Raw genomic sequence first — 22,330 nt, forward strand, 5'->3', positions numbered from 1 at the left:
GCCTCGCCTCCGGCACGGTGCTCATGCGCGCCTCACCACCAGCCGGTCGCGCATGGCCGCGGCCGCGGCGACGATCACAATGATCAGGCCCTGCACGACCTGGGTGAGCTGGCTGGGCACGCCCGCCTCCCGCTCCATGCCCTGCCCGCCGGCCTGCAGGATCGTCAGCAGCGCCACCGCCCACGGGATCGCCGGCGGAGAGCCCGCGGCCAGCAGCACGGCCGCGATCGCGGTGAAGGTGTAGCCAGGCGCGGTCAGGGCACCGTCCACGAACCGGTACGGCGGGCCGAGCACGATCAGGCCGCCGACCAGCCCTGCGAACGCCCCGCCCGCGGCCAGCGTCACGGCGGCCAGCCGGTCCACCCGGACGCCGCCGTACCGGGCGAACTCGCGGTTCGCGCCGAGCGCCCGGATCTCGTAGCCGGGGACCGTGCGCGCGTCGGCGTACAGCCAGAGCGCGGTCAGCACGGCGACCATGAGGAGCGCGATCGTGACGTACGCGCTGGAGCCGAGCGCAGGCAGCCGGGCTGCCTCCGGTAGGAGCGGCGTCTGCGCAAGGCCCGTGCCCAGCTCTGCCAGAGGAAATCTGGCCAGGTAGGAGGCCAGTGAGACCGCCGGCGCGCTGAGCAGCAGCGTGCTGACGATCGCAGGGATGCCGAGCCGGGTGCGCAGCGGCGCGGACAGGCCCGCCAGCAGCGCCCCCGCCAGCGCCGCGCCCAGCAGCGGCACCACGTACGAGCCGCCGGCATGCAGGGCCAGCGCCGCCGCCACGACGCCGCCGAGCGACAGTTGGCCGTCGCCGCCCAGATTGAACTCGCCCGCCCGCAACGGGATCGCGAACGCCAGCGCCATGCCGAGCGTGGGGACGTACGTCGCAAGGGTGTACTCGAGATTGCCGTCCATGAGCGCGCCCCGCACCAACGCCGGGTAGGCGACCGACGGGTCGACACCGACGGCGATCATGACGAGCGTGGCGAGCACCAGCGCGCCCGCCACCGACAGCACGGCGGGTGACTCAACCAGCCGCCGCACGACCACCCCCGCCCGCCGATCCGCCTCCCTTCTCAGGCCGGGTGCAGGCGTTCTCAGCGGCTTCTTGACACGTGTCATCCGCTAGCCTCCCGACGTGCCGCGCCATGGGGGACGACGGAGCTTCCGGCCGCGCCGCCGGGCCCGACGGAATCCGATGCCACGCCGCCGGGCCCGACGAGGCCTCGGGCCGCGCCGCCCGAGGCCTCGTCGAGCTGTGCGGCGCCGGTCATGGCGGTGCCGAGGCGTTCGTCTGTGGCCTCCGCCACGGGCAGCTCGGCGACCAGGCGGCCCTCGAACATCACCAGCACCCGATCGGCCAGGGCACGCAGCTCGGACAACTCGCTCGACTGCAGCAGCACCGCCCGCCCGGCGTCGCGTGCCTCGGCCAGCAGTGCGTGGATCTGCTCCTGGGCGCCCACGTCCACCCCTTGCGTCGGCTCCTCGGCCACCAGCACCGGCGTGTCCCTGGACAGTTCCCTGGCCAGCACAGCCTTCTGCGCGTTACCGCCGGACAACTGGGCGATCGGCGCCCGCACCGAGGAGGCGCGAATGGAGAACCGCTCCACCAGGGTTGCGGCCCGCCGCCGCACCCGGCCCGGACGCAGGCGGAGCCCACGCTGCTCGCCCATCAGCAGGTTGTCGGCCAGCGACATGCCGGGGGCGGTCGCCCGCCCCGTGCGATCCCCGGGAACGTAGGCCACGTGCCTTTCCCTGCCGCCCCCTATGGGGCTTCCATCCAGGAGTACCGCACCCGAGTCGGTCCGCCGCAGTCCGGTCAGGGCTTCCACGAGCTCGCGCTGCCCGCTTCCCGTCACGCCCGCGAGCCCGACGATCTCACCGGCCCGCACCCCGAACGACACCCCGGCCACCGCCGCCACACCGTCCCGGTCCCGAACGTGCAGGTCGCGTACCTCCAACAGGTACGGACGCCGTACGCCGCCCTCGACCGATGCCAGGCTCGCCTCCGCCGGCTGCGGACGCGCCTGCCGCACACCCCCCAGCGAGCGGCCGATCATGGCGCCGACCAGCTCGTCCACCGACGTGGCCGCCGTGTCGAACCGGCCGGTCACCCGCCCTCCGCGCAGCACCGTGACCCGGTCGCTCGCCGCCAGCACCTCCTCCAGCTTGTGCGTCACCAGCAGGACCGACACGCCCCCACCCGCGAGTTCCCGCACCATGCGGAACAGGCCCGCGGCCTCGCCGGGGGTGAGCACAGCGGTGGGCTCATCGAGGATGAGCACCTCGGCCCGCCGGTAGAGCGCCTTCAGGATCTCCACCCGCTGCCGCACTCCCACCGGGAGATCGCCGACCATCCGCGCCGCCGGGTCCACGCCCAGCCCGTGCCGTCCGGCCAGCTCCGCCACCGCCCGGTGCGCGGCCGCGCGATCAAGTACGCCGCGCCGCACCGGCTCCGCGCCAATCACGACGTTCTCCGCCACGCTGAGGCCGGGGAAGAGCCGCAGCCGCTGGTGGACCATGCCGAGGCCGTGCGCGATGGCGTCGGCGGGGGAGCGCAGCCGCACCGGAACGCCCGCGCGGAGCACCTGGCCGGCGTCCGGCTGGTGCAGCCCGTACAGGATGGACATCAGCGTGGATTTGCCCGCGCCGTTCTCGCCGACGACGGCGTGCACCTCACCCGGCTGCACTGCCAGGTCGATACCGTCGTTGGCCCGCACGGCGCCGAAACGCTTGGTGATGCCCACCAGTTCGACCGCCGCGCTCATCCGGCCAGCGGGTCGGCGACCACGATCTGGCCCGCCACGATGTCGTCCCGGACCTGCTTCACCTTCGCGACCACGTCAGGGTTGGAGGCGACCGCGCAGCCGGAGGAGGCCAGATCGTCGCCGAGCGCGTTCACGCCGACGCCACCCTCCTTCAAGCCGTACACCTTGACGCCACCCGCCTTGCCCGCCGCGATGTCCTTGATGGCGGCGCTCTCCGCCACGTCCACGTGCTTGAGCACGTTGTCGATGACGGTGCCCGGGCTCTGCTTGCACTGGTTGACGTCCACGCCGAACGACTTGGCCCCGGCGGCGGCCGCGGCCTCGAAGACGCCCTGGTTGCCGCCCGACGCGGCGGCGGCCACGATGTCGGCCCCCTGGCCGGTGAGCGTCTGGGCCTGCGACTTGGCCCTGGCAGGATCGCTGAAGGGGTTGTTGCCGCCGACGTACAGCGGCGTGCCGGTGGCGGAGGCTTTGACGGACTTGGCGCCGGCGAAGAACGGGGCGATCCAGCGGTGCACGAACGGCGAGTCGAGCGCCGCCACCACGCCGAGCTTGCCGCTCTTGGTCAGCAGGCCCGCCTCAACCCCGGCCAGGTACGCGGCCTCGTGCTCTTTGAACGACACGCAGGTCAGGTTGGCCGGCTGGTCCTTGGCGCATGAGTCCACCTGGAGGAACTGCTGTCCGGAATGCTGCTTCGGCACGGTGGCGAACAGGTCGTCGAAGGAGAAGCTGACGCCGACGATCACGGTCGGCTTCGCCCTGACGGCGGCGTCGAGGTTCTGCGCGATGCTCGTGGGGTCCTTGCTCTCGTAGAGCTTGAACGAGGCGCCGATCTCCTTGGCCGCCGCCTCCGCGCCCTTGACGCTGAGCTGCAGGAAGCTGTTGGCCCCCACCGGGTTGGGCGTGATGAGGATGACGGACTTTCCGGGGGTTGAGGCGGCCGGCCGCTCGGATCCGCCGCACGCGGTCAGCATGAGTGCGGCGGCGGACAGAACGACCCAAAAGGGGATGATGCGCATGCCTGGGAGCATAACATGTATATCCAGTAGGAAATGTTGACTTATTCGATGGGGAGTCGCATCCGCCGTAGCGGCGGCACCGCCGCGACGAGCCCGTGATCTTGTTTGCGGACGCCGCCCCAGGCAAACCACAGCTCAGAGCTGTCGCGCCTGCGATTTGACGCGGTACAGGTTTCCTGCGTCGGGAACCAGACCCGGAGGCCCGAAGGGCCAAGCGGCTCGTTCTCACGGCGCCGGGGCAGGCCTTCGAGGCCGCCTCCTGGCCCTCTGTTCGAGGACTGGCTGCGCCGCACCAATTGGCAGCCCGCGGCCGCGTCCGACGGCTGGGGCGCCTGACCCGGGCTCCGGCAAGGTGTCACTGACGACCCGAGTGTCCGTTTTCCGGAGGTGAGTGGCACGGTGTGCACGTAGGCGCGTCGATGGGTCGTCGTCTGAGCAACGAACGGGCGCGACCTTCGAGATCATGAGGTTCTCGCCGCCACATGATCACCTGAGAAGGCCATGCCTGTCTTGTCATCATCGCATCAGCGGTGCCCTGGGCCACCTGACCGACCAGGGTCCGCTGGTCGGTCAGGTGCTGACTGCGGCGGCCTGCTGGAATGCTTCCAGCGCAGTCACCCGGCCAGGGAGTAGGTCGCCCGCGCGGCCTCGGGGATCAGGCCTGGCAGGTCGATCCGCGCGGTCTGCGGCATCTGCCGCAGCACGTCCGCGAGCTGCTGGCCGACCCCCTTGAGGAAGTGCCTGGCGTCCTCGTCGTCGCCGTTCCACAGGTCGGAGAACTCCCAGCCGCCCTTGTTGACCACCGCGTCGAAGCGGCTCTGCGCGGTCGTGATGATCTCGGCGGCGGCGGTGAGGCCCTGCGCGACCTGGCCGTGGGTGGCGGCCAGTCCGCGGACGTTCTCGTAGATCTGCCGGAGCGACTGCTGGGCGTGGTCCGCCGCGGCTCCCCGCCAGGGCGCGTCCCTCATCTCCTGCGCGCGCGACATCAGCCCATGCGCGACCTCGACCAGCCCGTTGGCGATGCCGGTGACCGTGCTCGCGTAGGAGGTCAGTCCCTCCGGCTTCCAGCTCATGAGCTTGGACCTGACGTAGGCACGGCTGTCGTCGTCCATCCAGGGCTCGTTCGCCACCCAGTTCCCGATCACGTCGTCGACGTTCTCATACGGTGTGATCAGCCCGATCGATCCCGACGGGTAGGCGTTGGTCACCGGGTAGCGGTCGGCTCGATCCGAGATGCCCCCACCCCCGTGCTTGGACAGCCAGGGGTCCTTGTCGGCCAGTTCGTAAGTGCGCCCGCTCGTCGCGACGCCCCTGGCCGCCACCGCCGTCTCCATCATCGCGTCCTTGGTCAGGAAGCACAACGCATCCTCGAAGCTGCCGACCAAGGTCGTCCAGGTCTGCGCGGCCAGCCACCCCGTCGGGTGGTAACCCATGCGGTCAGCGAAGTCGCTGTACTGCGGCTTGGGCAGGCGCTGGTAGACCCCCTCGAACTCGGTCATGAAGTGCGTGCCGATGGCCTGCAGCCGGGCGTGATCGACTTCGTACCCGTCGACGCGCTCGACGCCAAGCCCCGGCCAGTAGGGCTGCCGCTGGGGATAGGGCTCCCACGCCGACCATTCGTCCTGGAGGGTGGGTTGGGGCTCACGGGGCATGATCGTTACGCTATGAGCCCACGTTGACGGGCAGATGAAGATCAGATGGACGTAACCCCAAGGGCAGGTTCCCCTTCGTACAGGACGTTTCGCGCGATCTCCTCACCCAGTCCAGGCACGGCCGCGATCAGTTTGTTCACGGGCACTAAGACACGCAGCAAATCACGCACCGAGCTGAACCTGGCGCTCTTCCTGACCCCAGTGGTCCTGATCGCCACCATCGCCGTCGGACTCCTGCTTCTACCGTGGCTGATCTTCATCTTCGGTCTCTGCGTACCGCTCAGCCGAGGCCTCGGATGGCTGCTGGACCGTCACCGGCCCGCGTGCCCGGCCCGCTGGATCGCTCTCGCCCTGTTCATCGTGTCCACTTCGACCTCCTGGCTTCTTGACCGGCCAGTCTCCGCTTGGAGCGCTCCATGTACCCCGTTCACGCCTTGCCGACCTCGTACTTGTTCAGCTTGTGATCTACGACGCTCACCGCGGTCTGGTCGAGGCGATCGCCGCCCGCCGCCTCGACGGCCGCCTGTCAGTCTGATCGCGGCCGCCGCGAGGTAGGCATCGCGGTCCCAGGACACCGCAACTGCATCGAAATGTCCTCGGGCTCGTTGCCGTCTTCGGCCGCGCTGGCGTGTCGGGCTTGTTGTGTGCGGCTGTTGAAGGGCAGCCCTGCTCGAAGGCGTCCGACCGGCTGCCGGGCTGGAGATGCTCTGCCGCTCGACCAGCACGAACCGCCCCGCGCACGAACGGCGCCATTCGCGGAGTGGTCCTGCGAATGGCGCCGATGCCGCGGCCCTCCTACCCCTGCTCGACCTTCCAGGCCCTGGTGATGGTCTGGTCGATCGAGTTACCGGCGGAGTCGGTGGCCTGCACACGCAGGGTCACGAACTCGCTGTTGCTTGGCGCGTTGGCCTCGTAGGCGGCCGTCTTGCCGCCGCTGACCTTGCGGCTGCCCAGGTCGGTCCACGTGGCCCCGTCGTCACCGCTGACCCAGGCGTGCACGGTGAACTTGTCCGATCCGCTGTATCCGGGCTGGTAGCCGGGGAGCAGCTTGATCGAGTAATCCGATCCGGCCCGGACCGTGTTGTACGGGTCTAGTGCCACGTCGTAGCGTACGTCGACCATGGGCAGGATCTCGCCGAACTCGTTCCCGGCCGGCTCCTGACCGTCGAGCCGGGCGGCGAACTCCCAAGCCGTACGGCTTGACGTGGACAGCGGCCTGATCGACTGCGTCGTGTCGAGCTCTATCCGATACCGGCCGGGCGTCGGCGATTGCAGGGTGCAGCTGCTGATGTACGCCGTCTCGCAGAGCACGTTGCCGTCCTTCAGGTACCGGATGTTCGATTGCGGCCACTCAGGCAGGTGGTGATACCCGTTGCCGATCCGGAGCGGGAACAGATTGAACGAGATATAGCCATACCCCCATTGCGCGTACGCCTGTGCGGTCAGGTTCGGCCCGGGGCCCGTGGGCCCGGGCGCGATCGGCGCGGAGAAGTAGTCCTCGGTGACAGTGGCACCGGCCGCGTACTCGCGCGAGCTCTCCTCGCGGAGCCCGTTGGTCTGGCTGACGAACTGCCAGCGCACGCCCGGCGAGGCGTACTCGGTGCGGGTGAACGGAGCGACGACCTTGGTGTCTTCCTTCATCAGATGGTTGGGAGCGATGCCGTTGACGTGGTACAGCGTGCCGGGTGTGTCCGCACGGTACCGAGCCGTGATGGTGGCCAGATCCCTCGGCCCCGTCTCGAAGACGGTGTCCGTCGGCATCTTGTCCTTGACGATGTAGGACAGGTCGTACAGGAAAGGAGAGACCGGGTCACCGCCGGTCTCCACGGTGGTCCGTTCCTTGGCGGCAAGCGCGCCCAGCCGCTTACCGTCCTCGTGGGTGAGCACCGCTACCGGCACCGTGGTCGGCTTCTCCACGGCGCGGCGGGCCGGCCCGGCGTCGGCCACGGTGACCAACACACCGGTGGCGCCCGCCGCCGCGGCGTCGGCCGCCACCTGGTCGAGCGGCGTCGGTGCACCCCATTCATCGATGGCGAGGGTCTCGTCGACCAGCGCCACCTTGCCTCGGACGCCGGCCGCGGCCAGCTCTGCCGGGCTGCCCTTGCCCGCGTCCACCACCTGATACGACCCGGGTGACCGGAACGTGGCCGTGCATCGCAGGACGGCGTAGCAGGCGTTGGAGTACTCCAACGGGTAGACGGGATGCAGTTCTTGTGCCCGCGGGCCGGTGATCTTCATGGTCAGAGCGGGAGCGACCAGCATCGTGCCGAATCCCATCGTGAAGGTGCCGGTGGTGGCCGTGGTCGTGCCGGGCAGCACATAGACCTCGGCCGGGCTGACGTTGCCGTGGAACCTCTGTCCGATCACGCCGAGGTCGTAGCCGGGCGTTCCGACACGCCGGTCCCAGCCCACGCTCATCCGGTCGACCGCCTCCGTCGGCTGACGGGTGGGGTATTTCACGCGCTGGGCCTTCCGCGCGTCGAAGATCAGCTCCCGAGGTCCGTCCATGACCAGCTCCGGCTCACCGGCGATGGTCTCTGACAGTTTGGAGTACGGCTCCTTGGCGGTCCAATCCGAAATGTTGGTCATCAGTGCGTACCGGCGGCCGCGCGCCACCATCGGGTCGTAGCCGAGCCCGATGAAGTACGCCGTTCCGTGGTCGTACAGGCCGAGCCAATCCTGGCCGGTCTCCAGGTCCATCAGGCTCAGCAGCGAGCAGCACGTGGTGTGGGCCGGGGCGCCGGTGCGGTCGATGCCGCGGACCTTCAGCTGGACCCGCTCGACGTCCTTGGTCCAGCCCAGCGTGGTCCGTACCACCCCGTCACCGTGTCGGGCCTCGAGGAAGCCGTAGTACGCCCCGAGCTCCAGAGCTCCCGGGTTGACCGTGACCGTCACCGTGGCGGTGCCTCCGGCCGGCACGTCCACCTGCGACGGGGCCACCGTGACCGCGTCGCCGGGCGCGAACGGGGTGGCCTTGACCACCTTGGCATCCATCTTGGACAGCGTGACGCCCAGGGTGGCTTGCACCGCCTCGGCACCGGTGTTCCGCAGGGTCACCGTCCCGGTAGCCGTCTCGTAGGGAGGCTTGATCATGCCTAGGTTCAGGGTGCCGGTCGCGGTCAGGCCACCGGCCACGGCCTGAGCCAGGTCCATCATGCCGGCGCCCTCCCGGGTCACCTCGCCTTCCTCTCCCGGGTTGGCCGTGCTGACCAGCGCGTCGCGGATCTGGCCGCGGCTCCAGTCTGGGTGCTGCTGCGCCAGCAGCGCGGCGCCGCCGGCCACGTGCGGCGCGGCCATCGAGGTGCCCGACAGCGACTGGTACTTGTTGTTGCCGACGTCGCCTCCGAGCTTCGAGCCGGCCGCCCTGGCGGCGGCGATGTTCGCTCCCGGCGCGGTGATCTCCGGCTTCACCGCGTTGTCGCCCAGCCGCGGGCCCCAGCTGGAGAAGTAGCTGCGCTCGTAGGGGGCGGTCTTGTTCACGCTTCCCACGGTCAGCGCCTGGTCCGCGCTCCCCGGGCTGCCGACCCAGTACGGCGACTCGGCGGCGCCGTCGTTGCCCGCCGAGACGACGAACAAGGCGCCGGTGGTCTCCGAGATCCGGTTGACCGCCTGCGACAGCGGATCGGTTCCGTCGCTCGGAAGGCCGCCCAGGCTCATGTTGATCACTTTGGCACCCTGGCCGGCCGCCCATTCCATCCCGGCGATGATGTCGGAATTGGCACCGGTTCCATCGGCGTCGAGTGCCTTGGCGACTACCAGCTCGGCATCCGGTGCGACGCCCCGGTGCTTGCCGTCGGACGCCGCGCCGGACCCGGCCGCGATCGACGCGACGTGCGTGCCGTGCCCGTTGTCGTCCGTCGCGGAGGAGATGCCGGGCACGAAGCTTTGCGATGCGGCGATCCGGCCGGCGAAGTCCGGGTGATTCTGGTCGATGCCGGTGTCCACCACACCGATCTTCACGCCCCTACCGGTCAGTCCCGTCGACCAGGCGGCCGGCGCGCCGACCGCGGGCACGCTCACGTCCAGTGACGCCTTCGCCCGGCCGTCCAGCCAGACCTTCTGCGTGTCTCCGCCCCTGAGCGCCGCCCACGCGTCGATCGTCTTGCTCTTGTCGACTGCCAGCGCCTGGCCCTTGACGCTGGCCAGCGTCCGCTTGCGTGACGTGCCCTTCGGCGCGGCCGGCACCGCCGCCCGAGCCTGCGTGTTCTTGTAGATGGCGATGACCGGCAGCTGCTTGGTGTGCGCGTCGTCGTAGCCGTATTCGGCGAGCTTGGTCAGGTTGAACAGCTCGTGGTCCAGCTTGCCCGCGGCGATCTGGCGGACCACGTCGCCGGTAAGCGCGAAGAGACCTCCTGACCTCTGCTGGAAGGTGATGTCGCCCACGGGGGCGACATCGTGGACGACGTCACCGATCGCGCTGCCGTCGGCCGCGGTCCGTAGCCGGACCACATCACCGGTCAGCAGCGTGAAGTACTTCTCCTCCGATGGTTTGGCGGCGGCCTTGGTGCCGATGGAAGCAGAGGTGCTGGGGGATGGTTGAGGCGCAGAGGTGGGGGGCGCAGCGGCCACGGCGGGCCCGGCCGCCGTGGCCATCAACGCGCCCGCTAACAGCGCGGACGCGCTCGAACGGAAGAAACGCATGGGGGACCCTTTCGGAACTTTGCCTGACCTTGCGGAGGGAGACCGGTCCTCAGAGCCGGCTGAAGATCGGTCCTCGGAGCCGGCTAATGAGGCAGCTCACAACGGCACCCACCCGTCCTCGTCCGGTTCGATGGGTTCGGGTGGTGTCGCGGCCTCCGGTTCCACTGACGGACGCTGCTCGTTCGGGTCGCGGTCGGTCGATCCGATCTCCTCGTCCGGCGCTGATGGGCTGACTGCCGATGGTTTGGTCTCTTCCACACCGACAGGCTCGGGGAGTGAGTGAACCGCTAGCTATTAGGGAAACCCTCCATCTTTGCCCGCCGCGCGCCCCAGCAGATGCACCAGCTCCGTGCGCGAGCGGGCTTGGAGCTTGCGCATCACCGCAGCTAGGTGCTTCTCCACTGTCTTGGTCGAGACGAACAGCGCTTGCGCGATTTCCTTGTTGGTCCGCCCGGCGGTGGCCAGCTCCGCCACTTGACGCTCGCGGGGAGACAACCCCGCGCCGTAGCCCTGACGCCCACCGCGATGGCGGGCCGGGAGCGCGACACCGTGCCACCGAGCGACACCGGCGGCACGGTCGTGGTCCCACCTCGCGCCGAGCCGCTCGTAGGCGGCCACGGCGTCCCGCAGCATCGAGCCTCCCCGCACGTCCCCGTCGGCGAGCAGCAGGCCGGCCGCCCGCTCGTTCGCCCTCGCCGCTTCGTACGGTGCGGACACCTTGGTGTACTCCTCGGCCGCCGCCACGAACTCGTCCGCGCGGCCGTCCAGCACACCCCGGGCGTAACACAAGGCAGCGGAGGCGAGCGGGGCATCCAGATCACGCAGCTCTCGCTCCACGCGATAGGTGAAGCGTCGCGCCTCCTCGTGCTCGTCGGCCGCCGCCCATACCTCGACGGCCGACGGCAGCGCCCAGCCGACCGATGGCCAAAGACCCTGTACGTCGAGCGCGTCCAGCAGAACCCCGACGCAGTGGAGCGCACCCTGTCTGTCACCTCGCGCCAGCGTGGCGCGTGCCCACCCGCCGACCGCCACCGGCACGACCTCGTACGCCCCGATCTCCACTGCCAGCTCGGTGACCCGCCGCAGCCGCTCATGTGCGTCGTCGACCGCGCCGTACGCCAGGTCGAGGCCACCGCCGACCAGCTCGATGTCCATGCGACTCGTCGCGTAATGGGCCACGTCGGCGAGGAGGTCGTCGACCTCGCCGCGCAATCCGTTCCAGCTACCGCGGCAATACCGCAGCAGCGCGAGTCCGCTGCGGAGCATGACCTCGAGCCGCCGGTTCTGCTGCACGGCCGAAGCGCGGAGTCCACTGGTGAGCATCGACTCCGCCATGTCGAAGTGGCCCGCGTAACAGGCGGAGATACCGACCGAATAATGGGCGTTAGCCTCGCGACGCTGCTGAGGGGAGCCGCCGGTGATCTTCAGCATACGATCGGCCACACCACGCCACGACGGGTCCCCGATGTCCAGGAAGACAGAACCGGCCTTGCCCAGCACGAACACCTCAAGCAGCCGGTCGTCGACCTCGTCAACCAGTTCCAGTGCCTGGTTCAGCCACTGCACACACTCTGAGATCGGGCCGCCCGGACGAGGCGTGACGCCCAGGCCCATCAGCGCCCACGCCCGCAGATCCGGACGGTCCTGGAGATCACTGATCGCGGCCATGAACAGCTCCCGCTGCCGGGCCGGGTCCTGGCCCGCCTGGCCCAAGGCGACGGCCACCAGGAACCGCAACTCTCCGCGCACCGGCCCGGCCAGGTCATCGTCCAGAAGGTGGTCCAGCAGCGCGATGACCTCCCGCGCATGCAGCGTGTCCAGTGCGGCCCACCCGAGCTTGACCGCGACCCGACCGCGCAGCTCGCCCGTCATCGGCGCATGTCGTACGACCTCGGCGAGCAGGCGGACGGCCTCGTCCTCGTGCCCCAGCGCGATGGCCTGCCCGGCCGCCTGTTCCGCGGCCGCGGCCCACTCGTCGAGGCGGCCCGCCTGCCTGAGGTGATGAGCCACCTGACCGAGAAGAACGGGGTCGAGGGCCCGCAACGCCTCGGCCGCCCGGCCGTGCAGCTCGCGCCGGCGGGGACTGCTCAGGGTTTCGTAGACCGCCTGGGCCGCCAGCGCGTGGCGGAACCCGAACGCTTCGCGTCCTCGATCAGCAGGCCCGAGCCGACTGCCTCCTCCAGTCCCTCGATTCCACCCGCGTCCTCGGCGACGGACCGCAGAACCGGTAGCGCAACGGGGGTCTGCAGCACAGCTGCGGCCTCGGCCAGCCGCTGAGCACCGGTCGGCAGCCGGGCGATCCGTTCCAGCGTCGAGTCCCTGACCCCCCGGGGAACCTCGAGCTCCTCCAGCACCCTGCGGGTCCAGCGGTCACTGCGGCGTACCAGCGAACCGCGCTCACGCACCAGAGCCAGCACTTCCTCCACCGCGAACGGCAAACCGGCGGTGCGCTCCCACAGATAGCGGGCGAACTCCTCCGACATCTGGTCGGTGTCCAGGATCGCGGTCGCCAGAGCGCCGGTCTCGCCCTGGTCCAACGGTGCCAGCACAAGATGGGCTCTACTCGTACCAGGTGGCAGCCTGACCGTCGAGGCCCGCACCGCCGCGCTGACCTCCTCACCCCGATAGGTGAGCACCACCGTCAGCCCAGGCGGCGGATCGCCCAGCAGGTAGGCCACGAAATCGGTGGTCTGCTCCTCCGCCCAGTGCAGGTCCTCCAGAACCAGCACCGCCGGCGAAGCCGTCACCAGCACATCCGCCAAGCCCCGGAAAATCCGGTGACGCTCGGCCATCCGATCGTCCAGTGGATCGGGTGCGGCCGGTAGCACCTCCGCCAGCTCCGGCAACAACGGCCGCAACGCCCCGGCCACCCCGCTGAGACGCAGCCCCCGCAGCTCGTCCCCGATGCCGCGCACCGCCTCGATCACCGGGCCCAGCGGAAACGACTCGCGGAACTGGTGGCATCGGCCCAGCAGCACCCGGTGGCCGGCGACCTCGGGCCGGCTGAGCAGCTCCGACACCAGCCTGGTCTTGCCGACCCCCGCCTCGCCCTCGACCGACACCACCGCCGGTGGACCCGTCACCGCCGCCACCAGCGTCGCCAGTTCCTCAACGCGCCCGACCAGCGTGGGCGACACGACTCGCTTCCCGGCAGTGCTCCGCGCCGCCCTCACAGGCGGACGATCCGACGAGTCATGCGGCGGTGTGATCCTCACACTCCTACAAAACCCGCTTTGTGATCATTTCAGGTGAATTTCAGATAAAAATGGGCTACCGATGCGCTGGCGCCCTGGCATGCTCGTGCGCGACTTCCCCGGCACGGCGTTCTCCCCGGACGGGCGCATTCTGCTCACCGGCGGCCAGGACCGTGGCATCCGGCTCTGGGACCCATCTTCGCCGCGTTCAGTCCGGACCGGCGCACGGTCGCCACCACCGGCCCTAACTACCTGCGGTTGTGGGATGTGCAGACCGACCGTCAGCAGGGAGACTTCATCGAGGAACTGCCGCAGGTGCTCGCGTTCTCTCCGGACGGCCACTGGCTCGCCGGCGGCTCGGCCGATGACACCGTACGGCTGTGGGATGTCTCCACCCATCGCCAGATCGCCGTCTTCGGCCACACCGGCTGGGTCGAAGCGGTCGTGTTCTCCCCGGACGGCAGAACGCTGGTCAGCACCGACGCCTTCGGAGCGGTGAAGCTGTGGGACCTGGCACCCACCGCCAGATCGGCATGTTGACCGGCCACACCGGTGAGGTGAACTCCGTGGCCTTCGCGCCCGACGGCGGCACCCTGGCCAGCGCCGGCGCCGACCAGTCCGTGCGGCTCTGGGACACCGCCACACACCGCCGGATAGGCGAGCCCGGCATCCATGCCGGGGACGCGCAAGGCCTGGCCTTCTGACCCGACGGCAAGACCCTTGCCACCGGCAGCAGCGATGGCGTCGTCCGGTTCTGGGAGGTCAGCACCCGCCGCCAGACCGGCACGCCCCTCACCAGCCAGACCTCCGGGATCGAGGCGGTCGCGTTCTCGCTCACCGGTACGAACCCTCGCCACCGGCAACGCCGACGGAAGCGTACGGCTCTGGGACGTCGGCCACCCAGACGACGTGCTCTCCGCTCTGTGCCGCCAAGTGGGACGATCCCTCACCCTCGCCGAATGGGCCCTCTACATCCCGGCCGGCCCCGAATACCGCAAGCTGTGCCCCTGAGATGCATCAGAACGGTATTTACGCAACACCCGCCTGCTCGACCTTTTAAGGCTGTCCCGCTCGAAAACCGATCCGAGACGAGCGGCCCAGGAGCTGTCGCAGGCCGTGGACGCCCACCGGGTACTCGACGAGATCACTCGGCAGATCCAGGCGCCGCCCGGTGAGCTGGTGCACAAGGCCGCGGAGGCTGGCGCCGCACTGCTGGGCGGCATCGACGTGGGCTCGGTACTGCTGGGCCGCTGGGCGAAGTACCGCAGTTAGCAGCTCTAAGAGGGCTCGAACCATCGACGGTGACATCGGCGCCGCCAGCGGTAAACACCTCGGCCCCGCGCCCGCGAGGCCGAGCGCTTTGATGTCAGCGATCATATCCATGAGCGAAAGCTGCATGCCGGTGACTCTGGTCCGCCGTCACGTCGCAAGCTCCTACGGGCTAGTGGAACGCCCTGGACCGGCAGAAATTCTGGGGTGGTCAGCGCGCGTTACTCTGCTCCGATGGGTGGGCATAGGCAGTACGCGGATCGTTTTTTGGGCAAATTCCGGGAATTGCGCCATGGGCGCCTGGACGGGCCCTCACTGCGTTTGGCAGTGCGCGATCAGGGTGATGAGAATGAGGGCCTCCTGGTGAGGTATCTGCGTGCGGGCACTGTGCTCGCGGTTACCGCATCATCGGTGCCCGACGTTCTGAGCAGTTCAGAAGAGCCCGTCGCCCACCTGGCGCTCCTGACCGATGGCCAGTGGTTCTGGTACACCGACCTGGCCTATTACGTCGCGCAGTACCACGTGCGGTTGGACGATCGGTTCGTCGAACGTGTCCAGAGCTTCGGAGGGACGCCACCTACAGTCAACCCTGCCGAACTGGCCGCATTGGAGGAGACCTTGCTCGGTGCAACTGATGACAAGTGAGCCACATTCCGGACGATGACGTTTGGAGTATCGGGCCGCGCTTCACCTCGCCGTCATCCTCATCGGGACCTGCGCGGGACAAAACCACAGTGCGTAGAGAGCCGCTCTACTGGGGGTCCGCGCTCGGTATGCGCCGCCAGTCCCATCGCGGATGGCGAGCCAGCAATGCAAGGAACTCGCTGGCCGGGAGGATGTCGTTGTGGTTGGTGTCAACGAGCCCGTCGAGGCCAGGAAGAACCTGCCCTAGGAAGACCCGGGCAGCGTCCATGGACTGGCACGACACATAGACCCCATACGGTTCGCCGATCCGGGCCGCGATCTGCTCCAGTTCCTCAGGCCCGAAGTCGGCCAGGATCCCACCTGAGAGGTCGATGTAATACGAGTACCCCTGCCAGTGCAGTCTCTCGTCGCCCGTCGCAGGGTCTGGCACGAGTTCGAAGGAACGGATCCGCCCCTCAAGCGACGAGCACTCTGCCTTGGAGGCAAGAATGATCACAGATGGCCAGGACACGTGCACCTCCGAAGCGACCGTAGCTGACCTGCCACACCGAGTTGCACGATTTTGCTGCGCTCGGCTGGGTGGCCTTCTCTCGCGAAGGGGAACGGGCGGCGAATCGGTCCTCCCCGCAGCAAGCTTGGCGCCGTCGGGCCGACCAAGCTCGGGCACGGCCTGCCCGGCGACCTTCTGCCCTTTATGTGGAATCTGCGGTCGGGCTGTCAAGGTCACTGGCGGTGCCAGCGACGGCTGGCCCGCAGCCGTCCGGGAGGTGGGCGATGACCACGGCGACGGCGTCGTGGGCGTTGTCGGCTTCTTCGATGGCGGGTCCGTCAGGCGAGCGATCGTGCCACCACACGACGCGGTATGTTCCGTTAGGTCGGTGATCGATCATGGGAATGTCGTAGGTGTAGGGGAATCCGGTGCAGCGGCTGAAGTTCAGCGACCGGTGGCTGTGGATGGGGAACAGTGTTCGCAGCCGGGGGTGGGTGTAGGCGGCTTCGATCAGATCGTGATCGACGTGCCGGGCTGAGGTGGTGCGGTAGATCGCCCATTGGGCTTCGACCGCGGCGCCGCGTTCGTGGGCTTCGGCGAGCGGACTGTACTCGACGAACGGGCATGCGGCCTTCAACTCATGCAGACGCGAGCCCGCCTGCCAGAGGCCGATGGCGTCAGCCGCCACGGACAGGTCGCCGGTCTGGGCCTTGGCCATCATGACGCCTCGGTCCCAGAACTCCATCAGGAACCAGCGTTCCTGGCTGGCCGCGTTGGCGTTCACATGCCGGTGACGATCACCGACTCGTGTTGCGCAGTCCCACCATCCGGGCGCGCTGGCGGGCAGCGCTGTCAGCTCATAGCCTGCGTGATTGAGCACGGTCTGCATCGCGGCCTGGAGACTCCCCGCCAGGCTGATCTCTGGATAGAGGCGGACGTAGTTCTCTCGCGGCTGTCGTGTCACGGCTTCAACTGTGCCGCAGCGATGCTGATGTTGAACCGGTCAGGGCGTGTCCGCGCGTTCAGGGGGGACCCTGCCGGACGTGGATGATGGGTAGGAGCGTCGCGGTTGCGGGAGCCTTGATCTGGCGGAGTGTGGGCCCGGCCGACGTGCATAATGCCGATGGTCAGGAACGCGTGGTTGCTCGGTGATTGCGCGCGTGTACGCGGTACCACACGGCACGCGTCGGCACAGGTCGACACGACGACGGGGAGAATCTTCCTAGAGTGCTTCCAGAGCCTGTGGGTGCCCGAAACTCGGCCGTTGGGGCTGACCTGGGGTTTGGCGTTCTCGGTCTGGCAGGCATGATCGCTGTCCATGGCGCTGCGGTTGCTGTATCTGATCTTCGTCCGGCTCGCGGAGTGGGTGGTGCTGCTGGCTCGCTCACAGCAGTCGAAGGACGCGGAGATTCTGGTCTTGCGTCATCAGCTCGCGGTGTTGCGTCGGCAGGTGGCAAGGCCCCAGCCGTCATGGGCGGATCGGGCGGTGATCAGCGTGTTGGCGCGTCTGCTGTCTTCGGAAGATCGTCGGTGGTTGTTCGTGACGCCGGGCACGCTGCTGCGCTGGCACGCCGATCTGGTGCCGCGGCGCTGGACATTCAAGCGCCGCAGCCAGGGCCGGCCCCCCGCGCCTCCGTCTAGGCCTTGGTACTTCGTCTGGCCCGGGAGAATCCGCGGTGGGGTACCGGCGGATTGCCGGGGAACTCGCCGCTCTGGACAACCGGGTCGGGGCCTCAACGGTGTGGCTCATCTTCAAGAAGGCCGGCATCGACCCAGCGCCGCGACGCGCGGGACCAACCTGGACTGCGTTCCTGCGCGCTCAAGCTGAGGGCATCTTGGCGAGCGACTTCTCTCACTGCGACACCGTGCTGTTCAAGCGCCTGTATTGCCTGCTCATCATGGAAATCAGGACCCGCCGGGTGCACGTCCTCGGTGCCACCGAGCATCCCACCCGGGTCGTGGGTTGCGCAGCAGGCCAGGAACTTGATGATCGAGCTGGGGGACAGGGTGGAGGGGTTCAGGTTCCTCATCCGCGATCGGGATACGAAGTTCACCACGATGTTCGACGAGCTCTTCACGGCCGAGGGTATCCGCATCCTCAAGACGCCACCTCGGGCTCCGCGAGCCAACGCGTTCGCCGAACGCTGGATCGGCGGCCTGCGCCGAGAAACTCCTCGATCGGATCCTTATCGTCAACGCCCGCCACTTACGACGCGTGCCGGCCATCTACGAGACCCACTTCAATGAGTATCGCCCACCTCGCTCCCGGGGCCAGGCCGGTCCGCTGCGAGCCCTTCCCGACCCGGTCGAGGACGATATCAGGGTCATTCGACGTGACCGCCTCGGCGGGCTGATCCACGAATGCGCGCCGGTCGCAGGCGGGCGAGTTCTTGGCACCCACAGGCACCTGCGCGCTGTCCTGGATGGGTACATCGATCACTACAACGGGCATCGTCCTCACCGAGCGCGTGGGCGACGACCACCCGATCAAGATGAGCAGGTTGTGGTGCCCATGGGAGGCCGGATCGAACGCCGACCGGATACTCCGCGGAGCGATCAGCGAGCACCGCAGAACCGCGTAGCTTGGCCAGAGAAACCCCAGATCAGAACGTATGCGCAAGTTCTGACGCGCTACAGGCTCTGGAAGGGCCAGTGCGACAGATCATTTGAGTTCTCTGTCACGTGCCAGGCGTCGTAGTCGCACGAGAGCGGGCGCGGTCTGATTGGTGGTGTTCGGCGGGTTCCTACGCGCCAGCGACGATTCAGCGACAGATGCCGGGGCGCCGTTTCTTGAGGCGGGGGTTCACTGATGCCGGCGGCGGAGTGCTCGTTGCTCGGCGGCGTCGAGTGCGGGTGTGAGGGGTGCGAGAGTGGTGCGAAGGAGGTCTGGTAGCGAGCCGGACGGCACGACGAGCCCACTGGTTGTGGAGGACGAGGCAGTGGTTTGCAGCCACTGCTCGAGCGCCACGCGAACTGCGGCGGCCACGCTCGCCGCGAGCACCCGTGCGGTGTGCGGGTCGCCATCGCCGAGACGTTCGGCGATCGCGTCGGTGAGGGGATGTTCGATCGCGGTGGTGGTTTCGACGAATGCGTCGCGCAGCGCGGGGCGGGTGGTGATCAGCAGCAGCGCGTCCCGGCCGGATGCGTCCGGGACGGTGTACTGATCCACGATCGCCTCGATGACGGCGTCGGCGAGGCCGACGTCGGCGGGCCGGTCGGCCACCGCCGCCGCGACTCGCGCTTCCCGTTCGCCGGCGACGGCGGCGACGATCGCCTGTTCGCGGCTGGAGAAGTAGTTGTTGTACGTCCTCGGTGAGACGCCGGCGGCCTCGGCGATGTCATCGACGCGCACGTTGTCCGGTCCACGCTCAAGAGCCAGCCGCAGGGCCGCCGCACGCAATGCCTCTCGGGTGGCCAGCTTCTTCTGCTCGCGCAGCCCCGTCCGTCTCATCGTCACCGTCTCAGCATAGCTTGGATGCGTGCGCGCAAATTTGCGTGCACGCATTCTTTTTGTCTAGCCTGGCGTCCTCACTCCATCAGGAAGGACCAGAACGATGAGGGCCAAGGGCATCAGCTATGACACCGGCTTCGTCAAGAACGGAGCGATCTCCCGGAAGCGCTTCGACCCGGATGTGGTCGAGCGCGAGCTGCGCATCATCCGCGATGACCTGCACTGCACCGCGGTCCGTGTCATGGGCGGTGACCCGGAGCGGATTGAGCTGGCGGCGGCGCACGCCGCCGATTTGGGTGTGGAGGTCTGGTTCTCCCCCTACCCCCTCGAACTGACCGCCGAGGAGATGCTGTCGCTGTTCGCGGACTGCGCCGAACGCGCGGAGCGGCTGCGGCGGCGGGGAGCCGAGGTGGTGTTCGTCGTTGGTGCCGAGTTGAGCCTGATGAATCCTGGGTTCCTGCCCGGTGACAGCACCGACGAGCGGGTCGCGTTGCTGAGCCGGCCGGATCGCGTGCGGGAGCAGATCGGCGAGCTCAGCGCACGTGTCAACGAATTCCTCGGCACGGCCGTGGCGCTGGTCCGCGAGCGCTTCGGCGGCAAGGTGACCTACGCCTCCGTGCCGCTTGAGCGCGTCGACTGGGCACTCTTCGACATCGTGTCCATGGATCTCTACCGGTCGGCCGAATTCGCCGACCGTTTCGCCGAAGGTGTCCGTGGCCTGGTCGCGCAGGGAAAGCCGGTCGCGATCACCGAGTTCGGCGCGGCCGGCTATCAGGGTGCCGGCGATCGGGGCGCTCGCGGTTTGGAGATCGTCGAGTACGACAAGGATGGGCCTGTCCGGTTGAACGGTGAGTATGCCCGGGACGAGCCTGGTCAGGCCGCGTATGTGCGTGAGCTGCTTGAGGCATTCGAAGCTGGCGGCGTCGACAGCACGTTCGTGTTCACCTTCGCGCTGTACGACCATGTGCACCGGCCCGACGGCGATCCTCGCGACGACCTGGACCTGGCCAGTTACGGCATCGTCAAAGTCTACGAGGACCAGCTCGGAGCCACCTACCCCGACATGCCTTGGGAACCCAAGGCTGCCTTCACCACCCTCGCCGAGTACTACCGCGGCTGACCACGTCCCAAAGACCGCAACTCGAAGCGAGCCGGACCGGCACCGCCCACGACCCTGCGCTTCAGCGCTCCATCCGTCATGCCCTTTCCGTACGAATCAAGGAGAACACGTGATCACAGATGTCGTCATCGCCGGCGGTGGCCCGAACGGGCTGATGTTGGCCTGCGAACTGAGCCTGGCAGGAGCCCGGCCGGTCGTGCTGGAGCGGCTGATTGAGCCCAGCGAGGAACCGAAAGCGAACGGATTGCTCGGCCAAGTCGTGAAAATGCTCGACCACCGGGGGCTGCATGAACGTCTCAGTGGTAGCCCACAACCTCCGCAGCCGAACTCCAGATACTTCATGTTCGGCGCGATGGGCCTAGACCTGAGCCTGCTGCAGGACAGCCCTGTCTATGCCCTGCCGGTGCCGCAGCGACGCATAGTGCAGGTCCTGCAGGAGCGCGCCATCGAACTTGGCGTGGAAATCCGGCGAGGACACGAGGTCGTCGGCCTATCGCAGGACGACGACGCGGTGACCATCGACGTCGCGAGCCCGGGCGAGGCCTACCAATTGCGGGCCCGGTACCTCATCGGCGCGGATGGAGCTCACAGCACCACGCGCAAGCTCTCCGGCATCAAATTCCCCGGCATCACCTACGACCGGATGACTGTGCGTTCAGCGCATGCGACGGTCCCGGCGGGCTGGGTCGATCCTGCGACCGGTGCGCTGAACGTGCCCGGCTACGGCGCCGTCATGCCGTTCATGCCCCACCGCACCGAGCGTGGAGGGTTCTCCTACGCGCCGATGCCTGGCCACCCGCCGCTGGTCAGCACCACAGAGTGGGACCAGCCCACGACCGACGCTCCGATGAGCCTGGAGGAGTTGCGGGCGAGCATCCGCCGCGTGCTCGGCGTCGACGTGCCGCTTGGTCCACCCGACGGCCAAGGACCGCACGCGCTGCGCCGGCTGACCGGCGGTAACACCCGGGTCGCCGAACGGTTCGCCGACGGCCGGGTGTTCCTGATCGGTGACGCCGCCCACGTGTACGCCGCCACGGGGGGCGGTCCAGGGCTCAACCTCGGCCTGCAGGACGCGGTGAACCTCGGTTGGAAACTCGCCGCCGAGATCCGGGGAAGCGCCCCGTCCGGGCTGCTGAACAGTTACGAGACAGAGCGGCGATCGGCCGCCCAGCGCATGGTGCTGAACGCGCAGGCACAGGCGGCCCTGATCGCCCCCGGCAGCGATGTCACCGGACTTCGCGAGGTGTTCACCGAACTGCTCCGCGACCCGGACACCGTGCAGCGCCTGGCCGAGCTCACCGCGGGCGCCGACGTCCGCTACGACATGGGCGGACGCGAGACGCACCCGCTGACCGGCCGGTTCGCCCCGGACATGGACCTGCACACCCCCACCGGGCCGGTCCGGCTGGCCGAGCTGACCAGAACCGCACGCCCTCTGCTGGTCGACCTGACCGAAGAAGCATCACTGGCGGAGTCACTTGCCCTACGGCACGACCAGGTCGATATCGTCACGGCGCGCTCCCAGACCCCCGCGCCCACCGCCCTGCTCCTTCGACCGGACTGCTATGTGGCCTGGGCATCTGCATCACCCCGGCCCGATCCCATGGAGATCGAAACACTCCAGGCAGCCTTGCAGCAGTGGTTCGGAATTTGAAGCGGTACAGGCAACACCGGCACCGCGCCCCAGGCCGACCGCAGGCCCCGTAGTCGCTGGACCAGCCCGTAAGGCCGGCTCCGTTCAGCTCAGGTCGGCGGGGTCGACGGCTTCCGCCACGGCCCGGTATCCGGCGTCGTTGAGGTGCAGGTGGTCGCCGGAGTCGTAGGCGGGGTCGAGTTGGTCCTCGTCGGACGGCGAGGCCAGCGCGCGGTCCAGGTCGACCACCCCGTCGTACGCTCCCGACCCGCGGATCCAGGCGTTGACCGCGTCGCGCTTGGCCTCGCCGCGCGCCGAGTGGTAGCGCGAGCCCTTCATCGGCGGCAGGGTGGCGCCGATGGCACGCACGCCCTTCGCGTGGGCCTGCCGGATCAGCTCGCGGTGTCCGGCGATGATCTCGTCGGCGGAGACGTCGGTGGGCGGTGCGCCGATGGGGGAG

19 protein-coding genes are annotated in these 22,330 nt (G+C 68.7%); 8 read left to right on the plus strand and 11 right to left on the minus strand.

What is annotated here, in order from left to right; all coding sequences use genetic code 11:
• Nucleotides 1-21 precede the first annotated feature (21 nt).
• The 7 genes from ACFSKW_RS38435 to ACFSKW_RS38465 all read right to left on the minus strand — a co-directional run bounded on the left by ACFSKW_RS38435 (nucleotide 22) and on the right by ACFSKW_RS38465 (nucleotide 13,205).
• Complete coding sequence (locus tag ACFSKW_RS38435) at nucleotides 22-1,110, minus strand: ABC transporter permease (RefSeq protein ID WP_379578478.1); 1,089 nt, start codon at nucleotides 1,108-1,110, stop codon at nucleotides 22-24.
• A complete protein-coding gene (locus tag ACFSKW_RS38440) occupies nucleotides 1,107-2,756 on the minus strand; it encodes an ABC transporter ATP-binding protein (protein WP_379578480.1) in 1,650 nt (549 codons plus the stop codon). Before ACFSKW_RS38440 ends, ACFSKW_RS38435 begins: the two co-directional genes overlap by 4 nt.
• Nucleotides 2,753-3,775 (minus strand): BMP family ABC transporter substrate-binding protein, encoded by a 1,023-nt coding sequence (locus tag ACFSKW_RS38445; RefSeq protein WP_379578482.1) that lies wholly within the window; start codon nucleotides 3,773-3,775, stop codon nucleotides 2,753-2,755. Before ACFSKW_RS38445 ends, ACFSKW_RS38440 begins: the two co-directional genes overlap by 4 nt.
• Nucleotides 3,776-4,389: 614 nt before the next feature.
• Nucleotides 4,390-5,427 (minus strand): WXG100 family type VII secretion target, encoded by a 1,038-nt coding sequence (locus ACFSKW_RS38450; protein WP_379578484.1) that lies wholly within the window; start codon nucleotides 5,425-5,427, stop codon nucleotides 4,390-4,392.
• 795 nt (nucleotides 5,428-6,222) lie between these two features.
• Entirely contained in the window at nucleotides 6,223-10,068 is a 3,846-nt protein-coding gene (locus ACFSKW_RS38455) for a S8 family peptidase (protein WP_379578486.1), read from the minus strand.
• A gap of 294 nt (nucleotides 10,069-10,362) precedes the next feature.
• Nucleotides 10,363-11,940 carry a helix-turn-helix transcriptional regulator gene (locus ACFSKW_RS38460; RefSeq protein WP_379578488.1) on the minus strand — a complete coding sequence of 526 codons (1,578 nt, stop codon included), beginning with the start codon at nucleotides 11,938-11,940 and terminating at the stop codon, nucleotides 10,363-10,365.
• Nucleotides 11,941-12,155: 215 nt separating this feature from the next.
• Complete coding sequence (locus tag ACFSKW_RS38465; RefSeq protein WP_379578490.1) at nucleotides 12,156-13,205, minus strand: ATP-binding protein; 1,050 nt, start codon at nucleotides 13,203-13,205, stop codon at nucleotides 12,156-12,158.
• Between the two features lie 324 nt (nucleotides 13,206-13,529).
• Here ACFSKW_RS38465 and ACFSKW_RS38470 point away from each other — a divergent pair, with 324 nt between their 5' ends.
• From ACFSKW_RS38470 to ACFSKW_RS38485, 4 genes are all read left to right on the plus strand, one after another.
• Complete coding sequence (locus tag ACFSKW_RS38470) at nucleotides 13,530-13,802, plus strand: WD40 repeat domain-containing protein (protein WP_379578492.1); 273 nt, start codon at nucleotides 13,530-13,532, stop codon at nucleotides 13,800-13,802.
• 17 nt (nucleotides 13,803-13,819) lie between these two features.
• Nucleotides 13,820-13,966, plus strand: coding sequence for a hypothetical protein (locus ACFSKW_RS38475; RefSeq protein ID WP_379578494.1), 147 nt, complete (start codon nucleotides 13,820-13,822; stop codon nucleotides 13,964-13,966).
• A gap of 412 nt (nucleotides 13,967-14,378) precedes the next feature.
• Nucleotides 14,379-14,534, plus strand: coding sequence for a hypothetical protein (locus ACFSKW_RS38480; protein ID WP_379578496.1), 156 nt, complete (start codon nucleotides 14,379-14,381; stop codon nucleotides 14,532-14,534).
• Nucleotides 14,535-14,765: 231 nt separating this feature from the next.
• Nucleotides 14,766-15,176, plus strand: coding sequence for a hypothetical protein (locus ACFSKW_RS38485; RefSeq protein ID WP_379578498.1), 411 nt, complete (start codon nucleotides 14,766-14,768; stop codon nucleotides 15,174-15,176).
• A gap of 106 nt (nucleotides 15,177-15,282) precedes the next feature.
• On the opposite strand, the gene ACFSKW_RS38490 is transcribed toward ACFSKW_RS38485, so the two are convergent.
• Both ACFSKW_RS38490 and ACFSKW_RS38495 read right to left on the minus strand, forming a co-directional pair.
• A complete protein-coding gene (locus tag ACFSKW_RS38490) occupies nucleotides 15,283-15,672 on the minus strand; it encodes a hypothetical protein (protein ID WP_379578500.1) in 390 nt (129 codons plus the stop codon).
• A 196-nt stretch (nucleotides 15,673-15,868) separates the two neighbouring features.
• The gene (locus ACFSKW_RS38495; RefSeq protein ID WP_379578502.1) at nucleotides 15,869-16,630 is read right to left on the minus strand and encodes a DUF6193 family natural product biosynthesis protein; all 762 of its coding nucleotides are present in this window, start codon (nucleotides 16,628-16,630) and stop codon (nucleotides 15,869-15,871) included.
• A gap of 354 nt (nucleotides 16,631-16,984) precedes the next feature.
• Here ACFSKW_RS38495 and ACFSKW_RS38500 point away from each other — a divergent pair, with 354 nt between their 5' ends.
• Both ACFSKW_RS38500 and ACFSKW_RS38505 read left to right on the plus strand, forming a co-directional pair.
• A complete protein-coding gene (locus tag ACFSKW_RS38500) occupies nucleotides 16,985-17,494 on the plus strand; it encodes a hypothetical protein (protein WP_379578503.1) in 510 nt (169 codons plus the stop codon).
• A gap of 595 nt (nucleotides 17,495-18,089) precedes the next feature.
• Nucleotides 18,090-18,248 carry a hypothetical protein gene (locus tag ACFSKW_RS38505; protein ID WP_379578505.1) on the plus strand — a complete coding sequence of 53 codons (159 nt, stop codon included), beginning with the start codon at nucleotides 18,090-18,092 and terminating at the stop codon, nucleotides 18,246-18,248.
• A gap of 221 nt (nucleotides 18,249-18,469) precedes the next feature.
• On the opposite strand, the gene ACFSKW_RS38510 is transcribed toward ACFSKW_RS38505, so the two are convergent.
• The gene (locus ACFSKW_RS38510; protein ID WP_379578507.1) at nucleotides 18,470-19,171 is read right to left on the minus strand and encodes a TetR/AcrR family transcriptional regulator; all 702 of its coding nucleotides are present in this window, start codon (nucleotides 19,169-19,171) and stop codon (nucleotides 18,470-18,472) included.
• A 49-nt stretch (nucleotides 19,172-19,220) separates the two neighbouring features.
• Here ACFSKW_RS38510 and ACFSKW_RS38515 point away from each other — a divergent pair, with 49 nt between their 5' ends.
• Together ACFSKW_RS38515 and ACFSKW_RS38520 are read left to right on the plus strand one after the other, a co-directional pair.
• Complete coding sequence (locus ACFSKW_RS38515; protein ID WP_379578509.1) at nucleotides 19,221-20,237, plus strand: hypothetical protein; 1,017 nt, start codon at nucleotides 19,221-19,223, stop codon at nucleotides 20,235-20,237.
• Nucleotides 20,238-20,346: 109 nt separating this feature from the next.
• Complete coding sequence (locus tag ACFSKW_RS38520) at nucleotides 20,347-21,891, plus strand: FAD-dependent oxidoreductase (protein ID WP_379578511.1); 1,545 nt, start codon at nucleotides 20,347-20,349, stop codon at nucleotides 21,889-21,891.
• Nucleotides 21,892-21,975: 84 nt separating this feature from the next.
• On the opposite strand, the gene ACFSKW_RS38525 is transcribed toward ACFSKW_RS38520, so the two are convergent.
• On the minus strand, nucleotides 21,976-22,330 hold a 355-nt coding region (locus tag ACFSKW_RS38525), incomplete at its 5' end, for a GDSL-type esterase/lipase family protein (RefSeq protein WP_379578513.1).

Origin of the sequence: Nonomuraea mangrovi, from assembly GCF_042681425.1 — a bacterium.
Lineage (GTDB): Bacteria > Actinomycetota > Actinomycetes > Streptosporangiales > Streptosporangiaceae > Nonomuraea > Nonomuraea mangrovi.